Origin of the sequence: Parasediminibacterium schistidii, from assembly GCF_046546515.1 — a bacterium.
Lineage (GTDB): Bacteria > Bacteroidota > Bacteroidia > Chitinophagales > Chitinophagaceae > Parasediminibacterium.
In genome coordinates this window covers 1-22,405 of record NZ_JBKHKJ010000009.1, presented here as the reverse complement: position 1 = coordinate 22,405, position 22,405 = coordinate 1, and the positions used below count along the sequence as shown (strand labels likewise).

Here is a 22,405-nt window from a genome sequence, read left to right as displayed (position 1 = left end):
TTTACCTGTTTGAATACATAGATGAATAATAATTTTGATAAGCACCGCTGGTTACATTGCTCAGCCAAGTTGTGTTTTCCAAATACCAGTCAATGGTTTGGGCAAGCCCTTGCTCAAAAGTAACAGATGGTGCCCAACCTAGTTCTTTATTCAGCTTGGTAGCATCAATGGCATAGCGGCGGTCGTGTCCCGGACGGTCTTTTACATAAGTAATCAGTTCCTCGCTTTCGCCTGCTTGCCTGCCTAGCTTTTCATCCATTAGCTTGCAAAGTATTTTTACTAGGTCTATGTTCTTCCATTCGTTGAACCCACCAATATTATAAGTATCGTCTATTTTGCCATTATGGAAAATAACATCAATAGCTGTTGCGTGGTCTTTTACAAACAACCAATCCCTTGTATATAGGCCATCCCCATAAACTGGCAAAGGTTTTTTGTGGATGATGTTATTGATAAACAAAGGGATTAACTTTTCAGGGAAATGAAAAGGCCCGTAATTGTTGGAGCAATTGGAAATAATGGTACGGATGTGATAGGTTTCTGCATAAGCCCTTACAAAATGATCGGAAGCAGCCTTGCTGGCGGAATAGGGTGAATTTGGGTGATAAGGCGTGGTTTCTGTAAACAGCCCTTCTGCACCCAATGCACCATAAACCTCATCGGTAGAGATATGGTAAAAGAGGTGCTTGCTAAAATCTGCCCCCCATTTTGTTTTGGCAATGTTCAATAGGTTTACGGTACCTACAATATTGGTATGCACAAAATCGAGCGGGCTTTCAATGCTCCTGTCCACATGGCTTTCAGCGGCTAAATGGATAACATCGGTAATATTATGCCGCTCAAAAACACTGCTAAGGCCAGCTACATCTAAAAGGTTTACTTTTTCAAATGTATAGTTGGGGCTTTGGTCAATGTCTTTCAGGTTTTCCAAGTTGCCCGCATAGGTAAGTGCATCTAGGTTTATAATATTGTAACTTGGGTATTTTGTTACAAACAAACGCACTACATGGCTGCCTATAAAACCTGCACCCCCCGTAATTAATATATTTTTCATTGCTGTTATTAAATTTTGAACAGTTTGATTTTTAGGTATGTGAAAACCTGCTTGAGGTTGGCCTGTAAAGAAAAGTGTTTTTGGGCAAATTGGCAAGGTATTGACAAAATATTTTCTTGGTTCTTTGCCAAAACTTACTGTTCTAATAGTTTTATATACAATTGCGTAAGGCTTTCAATTTCTTTTTTCTTGGCAAATTTTTCGCGTGCAAATATCATTGCTGCATTGCCCATTTGCCGCCTCAGTGCTCTGTCCTCTATTAAGCATAATAATTTTTCTGCAAAAGCGCCAGCGTTAGCAGGTGGCACAAGAAAACCTGTTTTGCCATCAATCAATGTGTCTGGCACACCGCCTACATTGGTGGCTACAACAGGCTTGCCACAGTATTGGCTTTCGGCAAGGGACAGGCCTGTGCCTTCATTGTTTGAGGTTAGCACCACAATGTCTAACGCTGCCAATGCTTCGCCAATTTGCGAAACCCATGAGGTGAATATTACTGGTGCATTTGGCAAAGGGTTTTCGTCACTGCTAAAGCCAATACCATGCCCTGTAAGTTGTTGTTGAACATCTTTTTTCAAGTATCCATCGCCAATTACAAAAAAAATTACCTTTTGATTTGTTTTATGCAAAACCTTGTTTACTACAGCCACAAAAAGATTGAAGTTCTTTACCTGTACAATCCTTGCAATAATGCCAATGGCAACGGTATCGCTATCAACTTGGTATTTGGCTGCAAAATTGTTTGCCAAATCAGTGTTTTTTGAAGCCAGAAAGCCTTCATCTATCCCTAAGCCAATAATGGTTACTTTATTTTTCGGGGCAATTTTGTAAGTGTACACCAAATCGTCCATTTGCCGGCTACTAGTAGCTATGATGGCACTGCTGATACGGGTAAGTATTTTCTCTGTTGCAATAATGCCGCTGGAAAAAAACCTGTTGAAGTATGAATGGAAAAAATGCCCATGGAATGTGTGCACAATAACTGGCACTTTGTTGTAAAAACCAGCTAAACGACCAATAACACCACACTTGGCAGCATTGGTGTGTATAATATGGGGCTTAAAATACTTTATTTCCCTATTTAAATCAATGCACGCCTTAATATTAGTTACAAGGTTGAGCGTTTTTTTGAGCGATGGTATTTTTATGGCATCTATGCCAGGATACAAATCCAACAAGTACGTTGCCTCGGTATCATCTGGTTTTTTTTCACCGTATATGAGCTTTACCTCAAATGCTTGTTTAAAATAAAAGGCAAGCGGTATAACATCTACCGCTTGCCCTCCTACTACTAATCGGTCCAAAAGTATCAATAACCTTGGTTTTTCTTTAGCAACCATTATTGCCACTCCGTGTCTTTTATTTCATTATAAACCATGCCTATCCCTTGTTCCAATGTTATGGAAGCTTTCCAGCCAAAGCTTTCCAGCTTGCTTACATCCATCAACTTGCGTGGGGTGCCATCGGGCTTGGTGGTGTCAAACTTTAGTTCGCCTTCGTAGCCAACTATTTTTTTCACCAGTTGCGCCAGTTCCAGGATGGTAACATCATCCCCCCAGCCTACATTCACTAATCCTTTTTCATTGTAACTGCTCATTAAATACAAACAAGCATCTGCCAAATCATCTACATGTAAAAATTCACGCTTAGGCGTGCCAGTTCCCCACAATTCTACTGATGGCGTACCGTTTTTCTTTGCCGTGATAAATTTCCTTAGCATAGCCGGCAACACATGCGATTTCTGCAGGTCGTAATTGTCATTTGGCCCATACAAATTGGTGGGCATAGCCGAAATGAAATTGCAGCCATACTGCGCCCTGTAGCCATCGCACAACTCTATGCCTGCTATTTTGGCAATGGCATAGGGCTGGTTTGTTTGTTCTAAAAAGCCACTGAGCAGGTACTCCTCTTTCAAAGGCTGCGGGGCTAGTTTAGGATAAATGCAAGACGAACCCAAGAACAATAACTTTGTTACTTTATTAACGTAGGAAGCATGGATGATGTTGCTTTCCATCATCAAATTTTCATAAATAAAATCCGCCCTGTAGGTATTGTTGGCAACTATGCCACCAACTTTTGCAGCCGCTAAAAACACATAATCGGGCTTTTCTGTTTCAAAAAAGCTGTTCACGGCCTGTTGGTTGCGCAAGTCTAACTCTTTTGATGTCCTAGTTATGATGTTGTCATAACCATCTTTCTGAAGCCTTCTTATGATAGCACTGCCTACCATTCCACGATGGCCAGCTATGTATATTTTAGAACGCTTTTCCATTATTCTGCTACGTTTTTAGGTGCAAAACCATGTTCCCTTAAATGTTTCTCTTCTTTAAAGAGTTTCACATCGCTGGCTACCATTTCTTTTACCAGTGCAGCAAGGTCGTACTTCGGTTTCCAGCCAAGTTTTGTATTTGCTTTAGTAGGGTCGCCAATTAGCAATTCTACTTCTGTAGGACGGTAATAACGTGGATCTACTTTTACCACTACTTTACCTATTTTCAAATGGTAGTCGCCATGTATTGCCGTGATATAACCTTCTTCGCTTTCTGCTTCGCCACGGAAAGCTACTTCTATACCCACTTCGGCAAAAGCCATTTTTACAAATTCACGGATTTCTGTTGTAATGCCCGTAGCCAATACATAATCCTCTGGTGTTTCTTGCTGCAATATCAGGTACATGCCTTCTACATAGTCTTTTGCATGGCCCCAGTCGCGCCTTGCATTCAGGTTGCCTAGGAATATGGTGTCCTGCATACCCAACGCAATCTTGGCAACTGCACGGGTTATTTTGCGTGTTACGAAGGTTTCGCCACGTTGTGGGCTTTCGTGGTTGAACAAAATGCCATTGCAAGCAAAAATGCCATAAGCCTCACGATAGTTTACCGTGATCCAGTAAGCATACATTTTAGCAACAGCATAAGGGCTGCGTGGATAAAATGGCGTGGTTTCGCTTTGAGGCACTGCTTGAACCAAGCCATATAGCTCGGAAGTAGATGCTTGGTACACTTTTGTTTTCTTTACCAAGCCTAATAAACGAACGGCTTCCAGTATCCTTAATGTACCAATACCATCTGCGTTAGCAGTGTATTCTGGTTCTTCAAAACTTACATGCACATGGCTCATGGCAGCAAGGTTGTATATTTCATCGGGCTGTACTTCTTGTATAATCCTGATTAAATTGGTGCTATCTGTTAAATCGCCGTGGTGCAATACTAAGTGGCGGTCTGGAATGTGAGGATCCTCATAGAAATGGTCTATACGGCCCGTATTAAATAAAGAGCTACGACGTTTGATACCGTGTACTTCGTAACCTTTTTTTAGCAATAATTCAGCTAAATAAGAACCATCCTGTCCTGTAATACCTGTAATGAGCGCTTTTTTCATTTAATGTGTTTTGTTTAGTACTGTGCAAGGATAAGAAATTTGGCTAACTTAAAAAAAATAATAGTTGTTTTGTTGCTTGCATTGGGATAAATAACCTTCCGGGTCCGTTATTTCTATGGGATTACTTAAAGACAATCAATTTGGTATAAAAAAAATTGACACACAAAAAAGCAAAACATAAAGCAACAGTAGCTAGGGCAACTATTTTTGTTTCCTTTATTGCGTAGATGGCCATTGGCAGCATGATAATTTCTACCACGCCAAGCAACTCGCTAGACCTGATGGCAAATGTAGGGATATCGGCAAAAAGCGGGATGGCAAAAACTGCGATAAAATATATTTTTAGCAGGATAAAAGCATACTTGTTCTGCTCAAAAATCAAATCTTTTTTCCATAATAAAAACAAGCATAACCCAATGCGAGCTACCTGCAAGGGCTTGAAAACGTTTAATTTTTCCTGCAGGCTAAATTCAACTAGGTTTTTATATGATTCTAATTTAAACTGTAAATTTTCTGCTGGGATGAGATAAAAGATTGTAGTGGCATGTATGTTTACAAAATGCAACAAATAAGTGCCAATTAAAAGCAAAACATATACCAAGCTATCCATTTTTTTGGGTAGTAGGAAATAGAATGGCAAAAAAATGATAGCAGAATAATGAAAAAGGAAAGCAAGGAGGTTGAAAAAGAAAAAAGAGGCAAAGTCCCTATTGTAAATAGGCTTGATGCAAAGCAGCAAAAAACCCGCAGCCACGCCAGCCCTAATCTGAGTCATTTCATGTAATAGAAAATAATTTGAAAAATAAAAAAGCACAGACAAATAATAAAATTGTGACAATTGCCTGATAGCACAAAATTTAACCGAAACCCCAATAATTCCATATAAGACAAACAAAACAATTACTTTATCAAAAAAAACATACTTTACTATTGCCGACAGCAGTATAAAAGTTGGCTCGAAAGCCAATAAACTAATTTTTTGGTAGTTAGTATACATTAATTCATAAATAGAGTAGTCCCTAAAAGCCGTGCCGTCCCTGAAGCCTGCTGTTACAATTAGGAGAGCCGCAATGGATATAAAAATAACCATTGGCTGATCCTTCCCCAAAGTAGCTAGGCTAAAAAGGGCAATCAGCGCAAAAATGCCAAATAATATTAGGTAACTTATCAAGCTATTTTAGGTATTTAAAATATAATTCATCAAGCTGTTTCCACAATCCATTTTTTTATCAGTAGGAAAACAGATGTTATAATAGCCCCAAGGATAGCCCCAAGCAAACCCATTAAAAACCTGCCTTTTTTCTCATTTTTCAATGGGAGTTTTGGCACGTCTATTACCTGTATCAATGGGGTTTCTTTGCGAAGCGTAAGCTTAGAAATTTCTAAATTCTTCAATAACTCAGTGTATAAAGCAGTGTTTACCTGCAAGTCTATCTGGCGTTTCTGTCCATTTGTGCGCAGGGTTTGTTTAATGGGGTTCACGTTTAAGTCAACAATGGAAGCTATGTCGCTAATATCGCCAAACAACATCCTTTTTACAGAGTCGGTTTGCCTTTGCAGGATGGCTACGTTGGCTAGGTTTTTCCTTGTTTTGTAGTCAGTATAAAATAAGATGGCGTTACTGGCAAGCATTTCTACAAATTTTTTAGCAAAAAGCATATCTATATCTGTCATTTTGATATAAATAATATCCAATTTCTTATCTATTCTATCAACGTCAATTTGCGACTTTATAATGCCATTTGCAATTGCATTAAATACACTATCTGTAGCCCTGTTGTATTTGCCCGCGGCAATAGTTGCAAAATTAATTTTACTAAGCGCCGTGTCGGTAGCCAATTTTTCATTTATTTTATGATTGGCAATATATTTATCTATTAACAAGCCATCGCCAAAAGGAGAAAGCAATGTCTTGTCTATCAGCAACCTGCTTTTTAATAGTTCTACCAAGTTGTCTTCGGAGAAAGCACTGCTGGAGCTGCCACCAACATCTACCCCGAACTGTGCTGCTAAGCTAGCATAGCCCCCCAAGCCAGAAGAGGTTTCGCTTTCGGCAACAAAAGTCATAGTGGCTGAATATTTAGGGTCTTGCCGCCATGTGTAAACAATTGCTGCTACTGCCGCCAACAAAGAAACAGCTAGGATTAATGCCCATTTAGACAGCAGGAAGAAGAAAAAGTCCTTGCTTTTTTTGACAATATCTACAACTACAATTTGAGAACTCATTTTATACTAAACTAAAGTAAAAATAAACGTGTTTTTATTAATTAAACTGCCCTAAAGTAGCTTTATTAATGCTTCTTTTTTCAGTATCATTAAACCAGCCCCACTTGTTAAAATACTTGATGATGTTCACGGTATGTATCCAAAGCATTTTCATGCTTTTGTAGGACCCTTTGCCATGTTCGTGGTAAACATAAACAGCAGGGTAAAAAACGGTCTTGAATTTTTTATGTATGCGCCGGGTAAGGTCTATATCTTCGGGGTACATAAAAAAACGTTCGTCAAATAGGCCAACTTCGTTCAACGCAGCCATCCTTAAAAACATGAAACAGCCTGAAAGATAAGGGGCTTCAAAAACTTGGTTGTAGCCAGAGCATTCCAGTTGCAACGTTTTATTCCGCTTCTTGAAAACAAAACTTGGCAAAAACCGCCTTGCCAGAAGATCTATAGGTGAGGGAATTAACTTGGCCACATATTGTACCGTATTGTCTGGGTACAGAATCTTAGGCATTACATGCCCCACCTCTTTATTTATTTCCATGTACGCATACAAGGCTTCCACAACTCCCTCCTCAAAATAAATATCGGGGTTTATTACCAAGTGGTATTTTGCAAAAGGGATACTTTTTTTTATGGCAATATTATGGGCAGCCCCAAAACCTACATTTGCATTGTTGTATATATACTCAACCTGTGGGTTATTTATAAAGGCTGCGAGTTTAGTTTCCAAAGCCCTTGTAGGCGAATTGTCCACCAAGAAAAGCTTCAGCCCAATTTTTGCTTTTAATAAAGAGGCTATTGCTTTACACACAACATCGTCGCTGTTATATAAAACTATTGATGCCGAAACGATAACTTCCATATTTAAAGATTAGCCGATATTCCTTTTGTATAGCTGCAATATTAGGCAACATATTTATGCCAAAATATTTAACGTTGTATATGCTTGAAAAATTACTATTAAAATATAGCTGTTATATAGTAATTGATGTATCAGCTTTACTCCTTCAGCCATAGTTTCCGCCACAACAAAAGCGGCAAGTATTGTATTACCCGTAGCCTAAACCCTAATTGCCGGGTAAGCCCAAAAGGTGATTTGCCTGCTGATGTGGCTGAGACATTGCCACTATGCTCCCTATAAAGCAGCAAAGCTTTTGGTATAAATATTGGCTTGAAAAACAAATCGGCTATGGTACCTAGCAATATATCGTGCATGGGCATTTTTTTTGGGAAAGGCATTGCCACTTGCAACAACTGTTTTTTAAACGCCATGCAGCAGCCTATATAGGTATTTTGCTTTAAATTTTTGAAAAAGCCAGTGCCAGATTCCCTTATTTTAAAATAAGAACTTTCTAATACCTCTCCTGCTTCGCTTGTAAGGGAGCAATCTGTTACCACTAGGTCGTATTTTTGAAGATAATTCAAACAAACGTGCACTTTATTTTCCTTCCAAACATCGTCTTGGTCCGACAAAAAAACAATATCGCCATTGCAATGCTTTAGGGCATTCTCGAAATTGAAATAACAGTTTGTGCTGCCTTTGGCAGAAACCTGTTGCTTGAAAAATATTTTCACCCTCCTGTCGCCAATTTCCTTGATGATGGCAATGGTATTATCTGTAGAGTAATTGTCGGATATTATTACTTCGTCCCCCTCGCCTATTTGACCAAGTATTGAAAGCAGTTGCAGCTTTATGTATTTTGCACCGTTGTAAGTGGCAAGGGCAACTGAAATTTTTTGATTTGGGATAGCCATTGTTTAGTTGTTACTACATCAAGGTGGATTTTAATAAAGTTTTGAGCGAATATTAAACCACAAAGCACACAAAGTTTTTCGCAAAGAAACACAAAGAAAGCTCCATCTTAGGTAAAACGTTGCACTTAAAGGACACAAAGAATGGCGCAGATGGTTTAATAAACAGTAAATGTACTTATGCTTATAGTAGCTGAAATTTGTACTAAAAAAAACGTGATTCTATACAGCAATCCTGACAGGGCGTTGCAAGCAACGGCTTCGGAAACGAGGAAAGTTATTTTGAAAATGTTACTCATTTCAAAAGCCCACCAACAGCATATTTTATAAAAGAAGCCCGCTTAAACACAACCGACAATTTGAAAGCCCTTAATAACGACCAGAACAAGGGGGCTTTTGTATTTGTTTTCTGTGCAAAAAGCAAGGATGCGGCAAAATAAGTTGCAAACCTGCCAAACACTTTTGTGTAATCAGTATCGAAAAAAGTAGATAACTCGTGGTTGATGCTTATCGGCAATACAAAAAAACTTGCAAATGCCGTTTTGTACTTATAGAAAAAATAGTGGTCGCTATAATCTAACGACAAAGCCTCATCATAGCCGCCAAGTTTATTAAATGCCGCAAGGCGGATGATGATGCCGCTATTGATAATGGAGCTGTTTTTTGATGCGGTAATGCCTGGTTTCGCTTCTTTTTTTGCCCAAGCCCTACCAAACAAAAACTGGGAGGGCGAAATAATAATGCCTTTGGACACGATTGCGGGGCTAAACAAATTTATAGCAGGGTTATTGGCAAGGGCTAGCAAGGCAACATTGAAATATTCGGGCGGCACAGTGCTGTCTTGGTCAAACAAGACAAGCGTGTCTTTCTGTAACTGCGCAGCAATGGCTGCCGCATGGTTATATGCCACAGCCAAGCCGGGGTTTGCTGCATTATGCGTATAAAGTAATTGGATGTTAGAGTATGCCGATTTAATGATTTCAATAGCGCTATCTGCTTCCAAGCTATTGTCGTACACAAGCACGGTTAGCAACACATTGGGTGGCAAATGCTGCGCCAGCGAAACAAATGTTTCGGATGCGCTTAGTTTTTTGTTGTACAGCACTATGCAAACAAGCAAACTGGCAAAACCAGCGGCCTTATTTTCCATTGCCAATATATATTTTATAAATAGAGGACGGTTTATGAAAACGGGATACCCTGCGAGTAAATACCTGCTTTAGCACCGATGTATTTTTTAATTTAATGAAAAAAGAAAGCGTAGCCTTGTCTGCATCGGTAAGCAAATGGTTGTAAACCTTCAAAAAAGCCTCGCCTTGGGCAATTTTTTTAATAAATAACCCCTTGTGACTTTTTAAGTAAAACTGAAATAATTGTATTTTGTTTTTCTTGTCTTTGTTGGTTACGCTGCTGCCATGCACCCTGTATAAAATCGTAGGGCTGTAACATACATCAAATTTGCCAAAGCTATAAACAATTAGGGCAACCCAATGGTCGTGCATCAATACATCCATGGGCATATCGTGCAGCTTGTTTACCATAAGTTTGTTTACCATAACGGTGCAGCCTGTTACAACATTGTCGAACAAAATATCTAAAAAAGACAAGTCATGGGGCTGTATATTGAAATGCTGGAAAAAAGAAGCCTGTAGCTTATTGCCCGCCTGGTCTATGGTGGCCAAATCGGTAAAAATGGCTATTGGCGTATTGGGGTGCTTGTTTTCGGTGGCCAGCATTTTTTCGGCCGAGATGCTTATTTTATGATTTTCCCAAATATCGTCCTGGTCGCAAAAGGCTATATAATCCCCCTTGCAAAGGGTTATTAGTTTCTTAAACGTATAAATAACCCCTTGGTTGGTATCGTTTTTATAGCAACGGACAGGAAATAAATTGGAAGGGATTGAAGAAACAATGTCCCAAGAATTGTCGGTAGAACAATCGTCAACTATTACCAGCTCGTAAGGCAGCGTATCCTGATGCCGCAGCGATTCCAGCAAAAGTGGCAAATATTGCCCCCCGTTATAAACAGCCAATGCTATGGAAATGCGCATACGATGGATGGATGATTAAATTTATTTGCCACAAAGGCTCGAATACACAAATATGCACAAAAGTTATAAGGTGAAGAGAAGGGCAAAGTATATAATACTTTATTTTATTAGTACCACTTCTAGCTTTCATGCCTTTCTGGCAATCCTAGAATTGCTTTTTAAAAATGCCATCCCTTGCATATTTTGCCAGCAGGCCTACCACTATCAGCTCGGTTGCCAGCAATGCCCAAGCAGTGCCAACTTCTTTAAACATATAGGTAAGCACAAATACAAGCACTATGGAGCAAGCCCCCGTGATAAGGTATGCTTTTGCATACATTTCCTTCTCGCCAAAAGCCAGCAGGCCAAGCTGCCCCAGCACACCGCCCAAGCCAATAAGCAGTGGTACAAGGCACATTATTTTGAGTAGATAAATGCAATTGTGGTAGCTTTCCCCTAGTAGTTTAGTAACCAGCCCACCTAAGAAGAAAAGGCAAACGGCAACAGCTGACATGGACAAGATGGTAATTTTTAATACTACCCATAGCATGTCTATTGCCTTGCTTCGGTTGCTAACAACTAGCTCGCTGATTTTTGGGAAAAATGCTTGGCTTAGTGGCGCAGCAATTAAATAGCACGAAACACGCATCACCCGCTCAGCCGCCGTGTAATAGCCAATGGCAGTTGTAGTGGCAAAAAAACCAAGGATAACCACAAAGGAAGACGTATAAACATTGATAGCGGCACTGGACACAAACACCAGCCAGCTTTCCTTGGCCTCGGCAAGCATGGTTTTTATGCTAATGGGGCTAAATTTTACATATTTAAACCAAAAAATGAAGATAAAAGAAAGCAAGCCCGACAATAAATAAACCATCGACTGCAACTGCGCTGCTAACACATAATCGGATGGCTTTTTTACATACACAAGGATGATGGGCAGGATAGACAATCTCACTAAAAAATTGACCACCGCCAGCAGGCGCATTTTGCCTATGCCCTGAAAAAACCAGATAGGGAACAGCACATTGCCAATAACCATTAAAAAAAACACATTCAATACTTGGCTATGTACCTGAAATAGCGGCACTGTATGCACTAGCAGCATGTGCAGTAAAAAACAAAAGGCACATAATATACATTTTGCCCCAAGGGTAGACCAGAATATGACACTTAGCTTTTCAGGGTCGTACCTGTGGAGGGCTACCCGTTTCACGGCGCTTAGGTTGAAACCAAACTCTACAATTAAAATAAAGTATTGCACAAAAGCCTGTCCCAGGCCAATAATGCCATATTTTTCTGGCCCCAGCACCTTTAACAGGTAGGGCAAAATAATTAAAGGTATGAGGTAGTTTACACCTTGTACCAACAAAAGGTATAAAGCGTTTGAAATACTATTTTTGTATTCAGTTTTCATTTGTGCCAGTTGGTTATAGCCACGAAGACACCAAGACAGTAAGATGCACAAAAAAAGTTCTATTTTGAACCTTCGTGTCTTTGTGGCAAAAAAAAGCGAAAATTTATAGCTAACTAGCGCCTTAATATAGCTATCACCACGCCTGCTAAGCTGGCTATTGCGCTTGTAAGGCCGATGACTTCGGCAGTTGATAAGCCATTTGCTTTTCTTTCAGGTATTTTAGGCACTAAAATTTCTGACCCGGGCGTAATTACGGGGTATGTTTTAAAAAATAAGAAATGTTTTATCCTGTTGGCATCGCCATTTGCATATAGTACATATACTTTTTTCTCCCTTGCATTGTCTGTATATCCGCCCGCTTTATTGATGTAATATTTTAAAGACTCGCCTTTTTTATATACTACTTCCGAAGGCACCATTACTTCGCCATTTACTTTTATTTCATTCTTTTGTTTTGGTATGCTTAGCACGTCGCCTTCTTGTAGCAAAATATCATCTAGGCCCCTGGGATTGCTTAGTATCTTGCTCAAGTCGAGGCCAACCTTTATAGTGGGTTTTGTATAGCCTTCTACCAAATTGCTGCTCGTATCTTTTAGTTGTTGCTGTATTTTTTTTACTTTTTCTTCGGCCATGTCGTTGTTTTTCAGCAAAGTATTATTTACCCGTATCAGGCTGGCTGCTTCTATAAATGCTTCATTGGTAATGCCGCCTGCCCGTTTTAGCAAATTGCTTACATGTTCATCTTTTTCAGACAATATATAATTGCCAGGGTATTTTACTTCTCCTTCTACTTTCACGCTTACTTGCTCCCTGTAATCTTTCTTGCGCCTCACGGCAATTACGTCCCAAGGTTGCAATTGTGTTTCATTGCCAATTACGCTCAGGTCTTTTTGTGCAGCTACGTCTATTATGATAGCCATTTCATCTTTTTTTGTATTGTTGTCGCTTTTTACCCGGCGTGCAATTTCTATATGATCAATTGCAGACGCATCGGTTAGCCCTTCTGCCAAAAACAATAAATCGTTTAAAGTTATCCCATCAAAATAGGGGTAAAGCCCTGGTTTTTTCACTTCTCCTTCCAGCGATATGGTATATTTTTCCTTGTAAGCCCCCGCCTCGCCAATAATTACCTCATCATTTTTTTGAAGAGGTATGTCGGTAGCGGTTTTAGCCACAACAGCCTGCACATTGAATGGTATAATTTTTTTAGTAAGGTCTGTATCGTTTATCCGCACAATTTCGCCACGTTCTTTAAAGGCGTCTTGTTTCAGCCCATCTGCTTTTTCTATCAATTGCGCAAGTGTATAGCCTTTTTTCAATTCATAGGTCCCTGGCCTGTAAACAGCACCAGAGATGGTTACTTTGTTGTCGTATCGGTTTAGGATTTTATTTACTTGAATAGAATCCCCTTTTGCAGGCACATAGGTAGAAAAATCATTTTTCAACACGTCTTTTATACGGCGTTCCTTTTCAGTAACTTGTTTTATCTGCACAGATGCAGTATAAGCCTCGTTTCCAAAACCTCCAGAGAAACCAATCAGTTTTTGTAAGCTTTCGTTTGGTAATATTTCAAATATACCCTCCCTTTTTACTTCCCCAAGCAAACTAACTTGGACGTCTGCCGGAGGGATTCTAATCACGTCTTGATCGCTCAAGCGAACGTTATTGGTTTGGTCGCCTTTTAGCAAAAAATCGTAAGCGTCTAGTTTCACGATTATTTTGTTGTTCCGTATCAATTCAATTTGCCTGAAAGATCCTTTGCCACTAGGCCCACCTGCGGCATACAAGGCATTGAAAAGCGTGGATAAGGAAGATATATTATACGAACCAGGTTTTTTTGCATCGCCAATCACTGTTACTTTAATGCTGCGTATTTTACCAATGCTTACTTGCAACTCTGTTTGCCCAGTGGCCATGCTTGCATAGCCACTGCCCATCATTTTTGTTTTGATGCGCTTGGTTGCCTGCTCTATGGTTAGGCCAGTTACAGGCACAATGCCAATAAAGGGAATATTGATACTGCCTTCGGGCGATACGGTTAACCGGTAGTTTGCCTCCTGGTAGCCAAACACGTCAATGATTAACTCGTCGTCAGGGCCAAGTGAGTAATTTTTTGGGGTAGCTATTCGGAGGTTGGGTTCAAAAATAGGCGTGGGATTGTTGAACAATTCGCTGCCAAAAACTGTATTCCTTGTTTCCTTTTCATACGTTGTAGTTGATGCTACAAAATCGGTAGTATCGAGTGCCCTGCTAATCGCCTTGCTAGTAATACTTGTATTTTTATTATTGCTTGTAGAAGCTAGCCTTGCCCTCAACTTGCTTAGTTCAGATGTAGGCAAGCCCCTTTGCAACGCCAACTGCTCTGCTTGTGTTTCTGTAAGGCCGCTTTGCTGTATTTGCTGCTTAAACTTATTGATGTCATCATCAGTAAGCACATCTACTTTAAAGGTGCTTAAATCTTTGCTTTTTAAAATATCCTGTGCACAAAGCATTTTTGTAGAAATGACACAACACAAAAAGGCAGCAAAAACCTTATACAAAAACATCTTATTCATGTGTACACCAAACATTTAAAGTAAACTAATCCTTAATAAAAAACTGGCTGATTTTCCTTAGTGGTTTCAGCAGCAACGTGTACCAATATGGCTTTAGCCCATTTAACCGCCAAGCCTTCCTGTCTTCCCTATTTGCCCGCAGGCGGTTAAATAGGGAATGGTTGCTTTGCCCACCAGCACGCATATGCACCAGCACTTTTGGCAAATATGCCACGCTGATACTGTGTTTATATAAAAACCGCAGCATCAATTCGTAGTCGGCAGCGCCCCACAAAGAAATATTAAATAACCCATATTGGTAATAAACTTCTTTTTTTACAAAAAAAGTGGGGTGCGGCGGCATCCAGCCATACAAAAAATTATCCCGCTTATATGCCCCAGAAACCCAATTTCTTTTTATTTTGGCTGTATCAATTGCATCTACATATACCAAATCGCCATATACGGCATCGCAACCGGTTTCCTTAAATAAAGCAACTACTTTTTCAATAACAGTAGCATCTGGGTAAAAGTCGTCTGAATTTAAAATACCCACTATTTCCCCGTTTGCCAAGCCAATGCCTTTGTTCATGGCATCGTAAATGCCAGCATCTTTTCCTTCAGTAATGATGCCTTTATGGTTGCTGGATTTTACCAACTGAATAGTGTTGTCTGTAGACAAACCATCGACAATAATATGTTCTATATGCGGGTAGGTTTGGCTTTGCACGGCGTGCAATGTATCTGCAATAGTTGCAGCACTATTGTAGGTTGCAGTGATGATGGACACGGTTATATAATTACTACCTGTGGACACTATTTTATTGGGTTGAAATTAAAAAAAGAAAGGTTGCCACAAGGGCAGCAACTTGCTTAATTGGGTGCATAAAAGTTTTTCGCTTTTTAGTGAAAAAACACCCTAGTACCACCCTGCCCGCCACTTATCCCAAAAAGCCGGAACAAACACCCCACAGGCAAGAAGATGGGATGCAAAACGAGAACACTTATACAATTTCTACACTATTCCTTTTTCTGGGGTTTTTATTAAAATAGTTTCAGTTTTGCCAATTTTCGGCCTTTTTTCCTATTCGCGATTTTTTGAAAAATCGTTCCATCGCCTTTAAATCATTGATTATCAACAATAACGGAAAAGTTTTATGCGTATTTTGTGCCTATTTTGTGCCTATTTTGTGCCTATTTTTTGAGTGATTTGTGCATACTTTTTGCGTATTTTATGCTCATTTTGTGAGTAATTTTTGCGTATTTTACAGCCATAAAAACGAGGCTATTTTTTAGCTAAAACTATCTTAATATTAACAAAAAAACAACTTTGATGCAAGTACTAGTTGACAGCATCTAAAATGCATTTAACTTGGTTTTTAGTAAGTGCATTTCTGGCACAAAGATAAGGTTTTTAAAGATTAGGGAATATCGCCACAAAGCGAAAAACTTTTTATGCACCCGCTTAACCTGGCACGAAGGTATGAAGACACAAAGAGGCACAAAGTTTTAAGAGAAAAGAAGAAAAGAAAAATGCAGAAAAAAGATAGTATCAATAACCTTTAACCTTCATATTCTTCGAACTTTTTAGCCTTTGTGGCATAAATTATAGGTGTCCAATTTTACGCACCCTCACTTTTACAGCTGGGTTGCCTTGGTAAATGCTGTATGCCTCTAGGCTTTTGTTGGCTACCGATGCTGCTGCCAAAACTGAATGGCTATAACAGGTAATGCCAGGGCAAACAATGGCTTTTGCCCCAATCCACACGCCGTCTTCCAGTTTTATCTCGCCAATAATTAAATCGAAACTTTGTTTTGAATAATTATGGTTGCCAGTGAGCAACATTGCCCCTTGCGAAAGGCAAACATTGTTGCCGATAATTACATGGGTTAAATTATCTATCCATACTGCCTCGCCTATCCATACATTGTTGCCAATAGTTAAAAACCAAGGGTATTTTATATTCACAGAGGGCTTTATTACTACGCCAGTGCCTACTGATGCACCAAACGCTTTCAGCAGTAGGAGTTTCAATTTATTGAATCCTGCCAACCCATTGTTAAAGAAAAATACATTCACCAAAAACCAAAGCCCCCTTTTTAAGGTACCGCTGGGCTGGTACCAGCTATTGTTGTATTTATTAAAATCGGTTGTCATGATTGCTTTTGCCCTTTTTTCAGCTCATCAATTTTAATGTCTACCACCAACCTAAACCAAAATGCTTGCAAAAAATGGAACACAAACCCTTGCTTCCCGTCTAATATACCTAATTGTATAAAATATCGATGAAAAAAGTATATAAATGGCCGCACATACAGAGGCATTTTCCACCAAATACTTTTTAGGAATGCTTTTTTTTCATCTGGGTTGCCCAGCAAGTTGGGCTTGATGGTCTGCGACCTCATTTTCAGCATCCTTTCCCACTCTTCAGCCGCTACCAAATCGCTGTAGCGGTTGTGCTTGCTTATCCAGAAAGCTATGTGGTTCTCTTTAAAATTTTCTTCTATTAAATAGCCTTCTTTCCAGATAACGGTTTTGCCCGGCACTACAAAACGGTGGTCCATGTTTTCGTTAAGGTCGGAATAACCCACGCCAAAGCGGATCATTTTTAGCAGGTAGAACGGCGAATAGCCACCATGCCGAAGCCACTTGCCTTTAAATATATTCTTCCGGTTGAAATAGATGCCATTCACATCTTCAAAGCCTTTGCCAGTAAACCCAGCCAGCAATGCTACTAATTCGGGCGATGCGGTATGGTCTGCATCTAGGCATACCACCCATGGTGTTTGAATGTTAAAAGCAGCCAATGCAGCGTGCCACTGCTTGGGATGGTTAACAAAAGCATTTGTTTTTACAGTGCACCCAAAACCATTGGCAATAACCACAGTGCCATCTGTGCTGCCAGAATCTAGTATATAAGTTGCGGCATATAATGATTGGATAGAACTTAACAGCCTTGGTAAGTGAAATTCTTCGTTGTAAGTTAAAATAATAAAGCTAAAATAGGAGTTGGGCAATTACTTATACTTTGAAATATGTTTTATAATTATCGATATATGCTTCTGCTAATTTTGTTATAGCAAAATCTGCCTGTATTTGGTTGTGCATTTGCAAAGACTTTGACTGCCAGTATTGTTTTTGTTCGCTGAACTGTTTTACGGCATTTACAATGCTTCCGGTATCTGCTTCTATCACCCAGCCCATTTTTTGGGCTTCTACATAATCGCTAAGGCCTACATGTTTGCTAACAATAACAGGCCGTCCGGCATACAGGGTTTCCAGTACGATATTGGCAAAATTTTCGTTGTACGATGGCAGTACCAACACATCACAGGCCAATATGTCGTCAAACTTAGCCCTCCATTCCACGCTTCCTTTCCATGTTACTACCGACTCGATTGACAGCGAACGAGCCAACTTTTTTAATTCATTCTCATACGCATGGCTGCCCGAGCCAATGATCGTAAGATGAATTGGCATTGCTGCTTTGTGTAATTGCTGCATTGCATGAAGCAACAATTCTATACCCTTTTTAGGGTCGACCCTGGAAATGAATAATAGCTTAATGGTATTGCGTTGGTTGTGCTGCCCAATATCAAAAGGTAATAAATTGGGGAACTGCAGCAAATTAGGAAGGGTAAACACTTTTGCACCAGCACCAAACAAGTCATGTATTTCGGATTGCTCAGACGCCGCAGTGGCATGAAAAACTTGTTTTTGAAGTATAGGCTTGGAAAACCAATCGAAAAAAATCCTTTTCTTTAAAGTAGTTGCATTATTACCAAAAGAATATGTTGAAAACATGCCCCTAGGCGATAGTATAAAAGGAATATTTTTCCATTTTAATACCCATGCGCAGCCTATCATCAAAATACTCCACCAGCTATGCAAGTGCACAACATCGTAGTTTTTGGCATTTTTGGCTAAATACTTCCACAAGCTGTGCGACACGTGCGTATGGTCGCCAGTAATACGTGGAAAATAATAAACGCCTACTCTATTTACCCATTGGATTTTTTTTAGAGGAACAGATAGATTGCTTTTACCATTTGCATCGGTAGCAAATACAAAAACCTGATGCCCTAGGGCAGCCTGGGCTTCGCATAAAGTACTTACCGAATAAATAGGCCCACCATATATAAATGCTGGCTTATACGACGGTATTATGTGCAGGATCTTCATGTATTTTTTCTAGATAACCGTAAGTGTATAAAAGCCATCGTATAACATACATTGAAAAGAATGAGTATAAAACAGAGTTTAATATAAACTCGAAAGACAGGCCGCGCCAAAAAATAGAGAACAACCCATTGAAAATAATAGCCGTGCCAAAGAAATAGCCTCCAAACCATTTTTCTGCTATCCCTGCTATCCACTGCACTGCAAACCCATATACAAAAAGGCTTATCATAATGCCCAATAGCCCTCCGCTTAAATAACCATCTACTATATACATGGGCTTGGCAGATACTTTTGCAATATTACTTACTACCCCTGCATCATATACCCTTTGCATCACCAATACCTCTGTAATGGGTTTGTCGCGCCAAAAAACCCTAGGTACTAATACTGTTAAAGATTGCTCTACTATTTGGGTGCCATAATAGGGTATTTGCTTGGGTGTAGATGCAATATATGTTGTAAACATCCCAATTTCAGAAAGGCGGCCTGTTAAAAAATCCCAGTTGCTTTCTTTTCCCTCTAATGCAGTGCTTAATGCTTGGTCCCTTATTTCCGTTGCGTTCCCGCTATTGTCTTCATTTGCTAGCCCCCTGAATGCGCTAACATAAGCAGGTATAATAAAAAAAGCCACATACACGAAAGGTAATGCCGCATAAGTAACCACTTTCTTGTAAAAAGGGTACATGAAAATACCCACCAGCAGCAGGCTTACAATAATGGGTTCCTTAAAGCCGGACACAAGGGTATTAATAAAATTGTATCCGTAAAATGCCCCCGCCATTAGGATTAAATTCCTGTCTTTTTTTACGATTGCATAGCAAAACGCATAAGTGCCACACAAGAAACTGATATTACTGCATTGCTCCCTTATTTGTCCCATGCCTGGAATAAATCTTGTAACGACAGACCCCATAAAAGTAAAAAAAGTAAACCCTGTTAAAAAAACGCTCCAGTCTAAATCTTCCTTTATTTTATATGCAAATTTTACGTTTTGCAGTGGCCGACTAAGCAGCCCCAGCAGCAAAGAAATATGCCCAAGCAAATAGTAACGCTGGGCTTCTGCAATTTTTATTACCTTGGCTTTATCTACAAAATAATTTGACCGCCAAGCAAAGTCCTGCATGCCCAGCGTGTCTAAAAAATAGAAAATGGAAGAACAAAAATTGAACCCGCAAAAAATAACTTGTACTACAAACAAAGGCCGCATTAATTGCCCAGAAATAGGCAAATCATCGGGCAATGGTGCAATAAACCCTGTTAATGAAACATATAATAGAAAGAAACTACCTAACCAGGCGGTTAGGTATGATGCAACAGGGTTTGATTCCAAAAAAAACGCAATGAACAATGGAAGGAACATTGGTAAAATTTTTACATTCTTCATACTACTGTTGTTCCCATTCTTTTAGCATATTACTGGCCGTTACTGGCAATGCCCATTGTTCTATAATCTGTTTGCTGCGTGCCCCCATTTTTTCAAGGGCTTGCTTTGATGGCAATTGGGCAAAGATAGTTTGCAAGCGTGCTTCTGTTTCAAAAACCCACCCATTTACACTTTCTTTTACCAAATCTATGGCACATCCTACTTTGCTGCTAGTAATAATAGCTTTGCCACATGCCATCGCTTCGTTTACGGCCAACCCCCAAGTTTCTCCAGGCCCTTGTGAAGGCAGACAGAAGACATCGGCCAAATTGTACCACATTGGCATTAACGATTGGTTCTGGAAACCTACAAAATGTACTAATGCTTGCTTGCCAGCTTTTGCTGCTTGGACTTTTAATGCTTGTTCTAGAATGCCATTGCCAATGAATATCAAATGTGCATCTTTCATATCCGAGGCTAGAAAGACTTTCAACAATAATTGAGGGTTTTTCTTAGGCTCTAATTTGCCCGCAAACAAAATAACCTTTGCATTTTCAGGGATACCCAATTTTGCCCTTTTTGCCAATGCTTCAGACGTGCAATTTTGTTCAAACCTTACATTGTCTATGGCATGTGGGGCAAAAACCAATTGGTTTTCCTTTAGCCCAACCCATTTAAAATAGGCTTTGCTGGCACTACCTACATGAAAAACCTTGTCAACATGCCTATATACCGAATGCAAAAGAAGCTTCCTGCAAAAAAGTTTGACTTTGTCTGCAAGGGTAGTTTTTTTATTGTCGAGCAAGGTAGAATCGCCCCTGAAATAAACGGGTACTTTTCCTTTAAAATGCCTTAATACTTTTAAATGGCTGTTATAGCTCCATCCAAAAACCAAAATGGCAGAAGGGCTATAGGCTTCTATTGACTTGATAATATTAGGGTTAACAATGCCTTTAAAATTGTGGCTGCCTGGGCTAGGAGATGTATTTTCTAAAAAATCATATTCATAGCCATCTAGCAGCGGCACGTCCCAATTGATGGTTTTGCCAAACCCTGGGTCAAATTTTTCTATTGAATTTTTGCCCCATGTATAAAATACTTTTATACCTATTTCTTTTGCCAATAATTTAAAAAGAGGGGCATAATATTGTATAGGGTGCGTGGTAATTATTGCAATGCGTTTGCTCATTTGCTTGCTACCAAATTAAATAAAGCCACTTGTTTCTTTGTCATTGATGCTGCGCTATAGTTGCTAAAAGCTTTCCAATTGGTGGTGTTGATGTATGTTTTATTTACAAGGCTAGCCAATAAACTGCTAAGTGTATCATAAACAATTTCAGGCTCATCACCTATTGCACAGGTTTTACCAGCACTTGTATCTTCCAATATTTTCTTGGCACTGCTTTCTATATGGAAAATACCCAATATTGGTTTTTCTGTAAGTATATACGGGTATAGCTTAGATGCTGTGTATGCAGCAGAATCTGACCCGGGGATAAACAACATATCGGCATTTTGTAGTATTGATAACCCTTCGTAGTAGGCAACCCTCTCTGTGTATTCTGTTAAATAATTCCCAACACCTGCTTTTTCCGCCACTGGCAATATGGTTTTTGTGCCTTTTCCTTTAGGCGCATAGCTAGTGCCAATAAACACAAAGCGGAACTGCTTGAAAATATCGGGCTGCTTGGAAAGCCCTTCTTTAAAAGCAGCGAAAACCAGGGCCAAGGCTAGCTGCATGTCAAACCCTCCACGCCCTACATATACAATGTATTTCAAATGGTTGTCTTTCAAAAAAACGGTGCTTACGGTTTTTTTTTTTGCCACTTCCATGTCCTTTGAAAAAGCCCCAAAAGTAATGATGCTAGAAGGTTTATTTATTAATACTGGGTAACGCTGCTGCAATTCCTGGATATATGCAGCAGAAACGCTAATTAAGCCATCTACACCGTTCATGGCAATTGGTTCCAGCCATTTATTTAAGTAGAAGGAAAACCAGTATTTTTTTGGCCGCTCGGCCTTTGGCTTGTTTACATAATAAGTAGAATGCCAAGGATCCTGCATGTCTATGACATAAGGTACTTTAAACCGCCATTTCCAATAACGCCCTAGCACAAGTAAAGGGAATTGAGTGGTGGAAAAATAAACAAGGTCAAAATGCTTTTGCTTTAATAGCTTATTTATAGCGAAAAAGTAAAAAAATAACGATCTTAAAGCCAATGCGCCTAAGCCTATTTTCCTCGTCCATGAAGTGGCAAATGCTTTTACTTTTATTATTTCTAAGCCAGTAGGCTGGGTTTCTAAAAGCATAGGTTCTACAATGTTTTCTATAAACTGCTCATCTACGCTAACTACTGTCGGCTTCCAACCAAATTGTTCAAAATACCACACGCTTTGCCTGACACGGTGCATGTCAGCGGCATTGATAGGGGGGAAGTGTGGGGAGATGATGAGTAGTTTTTTCAAAT

At 39.6% G+C, this 22,405-nt stretch carries 19 protein-coding genes; all 19 read right to left on the bottom strand.

Translation table 11 applies throughout. From position 1 onward, the window contains the following. Position 1 precedes the first annotated feature (1 nt). Positions 2-1,054, bottom strand: a complete 1,053-nt coding sequence (rfbB, locus tag ACHFIY_RS06890) for a dTDP-glucose 4,6-dehydratase (RefSeq protein ID WP_410845337.1) — start codon at positions 1,052-1,054, stop codon at positions 2-4. A gap of 134 nt (positions 1,055-1,188) precedes the next feature. Beyond that, on the bottom strand, positions 1,189-2,394 hold the full coding sequence (locus ACHFIY_RS06885) for a glycosyltransferase (protein ID WP_410845437.1): 1,206 nt from the start codon (positions 2,392-2,394) through the stop codon (positions 1,189-1,191). Beyond that, positions 2,394-3,326 (bottom strand): GDP-L-fucose synthase family protein, encoded by a 933-nt coding sequence (locus ACHFIY_RS06880; protein WP_410845336.1) that lies wholly within the window; start codon positions 3,324-3,326, stop codon positions 2,394-2,396. Before ACHFIY_RS06880 ends, ACHFIY_RS06885 begins: the two co-directional genes overlap by 1 nt. After that, complete coding sequence (gmd, locus tag ACHFIY_RS06875) at positions 3,326-4,435, bottom strand: GDP-mannose 4,6-dehydratase (RefSeq protein WP_410845335.1); 1,110 nt, start codon at positions 4,433-4,435, stop codon at positions 3,326-3,328. Before gmd ends, ACHFIY_RS06880 begins: the two co-directional genes overlap by 1 nt. Positions 4,436-4,556: 121 nt before the next feature. Continuing rightward, a complete protein-coding gene (locus ACHFIY_RS06870; RefSeq protein WP_410845334.1) occupies positions 4,557-5,606 on the bottom strand; it encodes an EpsG family protein in 1,050 nt (349 codons plus the stop codon). Between the two features lie 29 nt (positions 5,607-5,635). Continuing rightward, entirely contained in the window at positions 5,636-6,661 is a 1,026-nt protein-coding gene (locus tag ACHFIY_RS06865) for a hypothetical protein (RefSeq protein ID WP_410845333.1), read from the bottom strand. 37 nt (positions 6,662-6,698) lie between these two features. Beyond that, a complete protein-coding gene (locus ACHFIY_RS06860) occupies positions 6,699-7,520 on the bottom strand; it encodes a glycosyltransferase family 2 protein (RefSeq protein WP_410845332.1) in 822 nt (273 codons plus the stop codon). Between the two features lie 137 nt (positions 7,521-7,657). Further along, positions 7,658-8,413, bottom strand: coding sequence for a glycosyltransferase family 2 protein (locus ACHFIY_RS06855; protein WP_410845331.1), 756 nt, complete (start codon positions 8,411-8,413; stop codon positions 7,658-7,660). A gap of 292 nt (positions 8,414-8,705) precedes the next feature. After that, positions 8,706-9,560: a glycosyltransferase gene (locus ACHFIY_RS06850; RefSeq protein WP_410845330.1), complete on the bottom strand. Its 855-nt coding sequence runs from the start codon at positions 9,558-9,560 to the stop codon at positions 8,706-8,708. Then, positions 9,550-10,461 (bottom strand): glycosyltransferase, encoded by a 912-nt coding sequence (locus ACHFIY_RS06845; RefSeq protein WP_410845329.1) that lies wholly within the window; start codon positions 10,459-10,461, stop codon positions 9,550-9,552. Before ACHFIY_RS06845 ends, ACHFIY_RS06850 begins: the two co-directional genes overlap by 11 nt. Before the next feature lie 145 nt (positions 10,462-10,606). After that, positions 10,607-11,857 (bottom strand): flippase, encoded by a 1,251-nt coding sequence (locus ACHFIY_RS06840; protein ID WP_410845328.1) that lies wholly within the window; start codon positions 11,855-11,857, stop codon positions 10,607-10,609. A 113-nt stretch (positions 11,858-11,970) separates the two neighbouring features. Beyond that, on the bottom strand, positions 11,971-14,412 hold the full coding sequence (locus tag ACHFIY_RS06835) for an SLBB domain-containing protein (protein WP_410845327.1): 2,442 nt from the start codon (positions 14,410-14,412) through the stop codon (positions 11,971-11,973). A 25-nt stretch (positions 14,413-14,437) separates the two neighbouring features. Then, the gene (locus ACHFIY_RS06830) at positions 14,438-15,208 is read right to left on the bottom strand and encodes a glycosyltransferase family 2 protein (RefSeq protein WP_410845326.1); all 771 of its coding nucleotides are present in this window, start codon (positions 15,206-15,208) and stop codon (positions 14,438-14,440) included. A gap of 789 nt (positions 15,209-15,997) precedes the next feature. Next, a complete protein-coding gene (locus tag ACHFIY_RS06825; protein WP_410845325.1) occupies positions 15,998-16,549 on the bottom strand; it encodes a WcaF family extracellular polysaccharide biosynthesis acetyltransferase in 552 nt (183 codons plus the stop codon). Next, on the bottom strand, positions 16,546-17,409 hold the full coding sequence (locus tag ACHFIY_RS06820) for a glycosyltransferase family 2 protein (protein WP_410845324.1): 864 nt from the start codon (positions 17,407-17,409) through the stop codon (positions 16,546-16,548). Before ACHFIY_RS06820 ends, ACHFIY_RS06825 begins: the two co-directional genes overlap by 4 nt. A gap of 4 nt (positions 17,410-17,413) precedes the next feature. Continuing rightward, positions 17,414-18,574, bottom strand: a complete 1,161-nt coding sequence (locus ACHFIY_RS06815) for a glycosyltransferase (RefSeq protein ID WP_410845323.1) — start codon at positions 18,572-18,574, stop codon at positions 17,414-17,416. Beyond that, entirely contained in the window at positions 18,543-19,958 is a 1,416-nt protein-coding gene (locus tag ACHFIY_RS06810; RefSeq protein ID WP_410845322.1) for an exosortase Y-associated Wzy-like protein, read from the bottom strand. Before ACHFIY_RS06810 ends, ACHFIY_RS06815 begins: the two co-directional genes overlap by 32 nt. 1 nt (position 19,959) lies before the next feature. Further along, positions 19,960-21,126 carry a glycosyltransferase family 4 protein gene (locus ACHFIY_RS06805; RefSeq protein ID WP_410845321.1) on the bottom strand — a complete coding sequence of 389 codons (1,167 nt, stop codon included), beginning with the start codon at positions 21,124-21,126 and terminating at the stop codon, positions 19,960-19,962. After that, a partial coding sequence (locus ACHFIY_RS06800) for a glycosyltransferase (protein ID WP_410845320.1) occupies positions 21,123-22,405 on the bottom strand: 1,283 nt, incomplete at its 5' end. The genes ACHFIY_RS06805 and ACHFIY_RS06800, both read right to left, overlap by 4 nt.

What these genes read in the sequence shown, in the direction of transcription:
- rfbB (WP_410845337.1), bottom strand. Translation starts at nt 1,054, where the DNA reads ATGAAAAATATATTAATTACGGGGGGTGCAGGTTTTATAGGCAGCCAT.
- ACHFIY_RS06885 (WP_410845437.1), bottom strand. Translation starts at nt 2,394, where the DNA reads ATGGTTGCTAAAGAAAAACCAAGGTTATTGATACTTTTGGACCGATTA.
- ACHFIY_RS06880 (WP_410845336.1), bottom strand. Translation starts at nt 3,326, where the DNA reads ATGGAAAAGCGTTCTAAAATATACATAGCTGGCCATCGTGGAATGGTA.
- gmd (WP_410845335.1), bottom strand. Translation starts at nt 4,435, where the DNA reads ATGAAAAAAGCGCTCATTACAGGTATTACAGGACAGGATGGTTCTTAT.
- ACHFIY_RS06865 (WP_410845333.1), bottom strand. Translation starts at nt 6,661, where the DNA reads ATGAGTTCTCAAATTGTAGTTGTAGATATTGTCAAAAAAAGCAAGGAC.
- ACHFIY_RS06860 (WP_410845332.1), bottom strand. Translation starts at nt 7,520, where the DNA reads ATGGAAGTTATCGTTTCGGCATCAATAGTTTTATATAACAGCGACGAT.
- ACHFIY_RS06855 (WP_410845331.1), bottom strand. Translation starts at nt 8,413, where the DNA reads ATGGCTATCCCAAATCAAAAAATTTCAGTTGCCCTTGCCACTTACAAC.
- ACHFIY_RS06850 (WP_410845330.1), bottom strand. Translation starts at nt 9,560, where the DNA reads ATGGAAAATAAGGCCGCTGGTTTTGCCAGTTTGCTTGTTTGCATAGTG.
- ACHFIY_RS06845 (WP_410845329.1), bottom strand. Translation starts at nt 10,461, where the DNA reads ATGCGCATTTCCATAGCATTGGCTGTTTATAACGGGGGGCAATATTTG.
- ACHFIY_RS06840 (WP_410845328.1), bottom strand. Translation starts at nt 11,857, where the DNA reads ATGAAAACTGAATACAAAAATAGTATTTCAAACGCTTTATACCTTTTG.
- ACHFIY_RS06835 (WP_410845327.1), bottom strand. Translation starts at nt 14,412, where the DNA reads ATGAATAAGATGTTTTTGTATAAGGTTTTTGCTGCCTTTTTGTGTTGT.
- ACHFIY_RS06825 (WP_410845325.1), bottom strand. Translation starts at nt 16,549, where the DNA reads ATGACAACCGATTTTAATAAATACAACAATAGCTGGTACCAGCCCAGC.
- ACHFIY_RS06815 (WP_410845323.1), bottom strand. Translation starts at nt 18,574, where the DNA reads ATGAAGATCCTGCACATAATACCGTCGTATAAGCCAGCATTTATATAT.
- ACHFIY_RS06810 (WP_410845322.1), bottom strand. Translation starts at nt 19,958, where the DNA reads ATGAAGAATGTAAAAATTTTACCAATGTTCCTTCCATTGTTCATTGCG.
- ACHFIY_RS06805 (WP_410845321.1), bottom strand. Translation starts at nt 21,126, where the DNA reads ATGAGCAAACGCATTGCAATAATTACCACGCACCCTATACAATATTAT.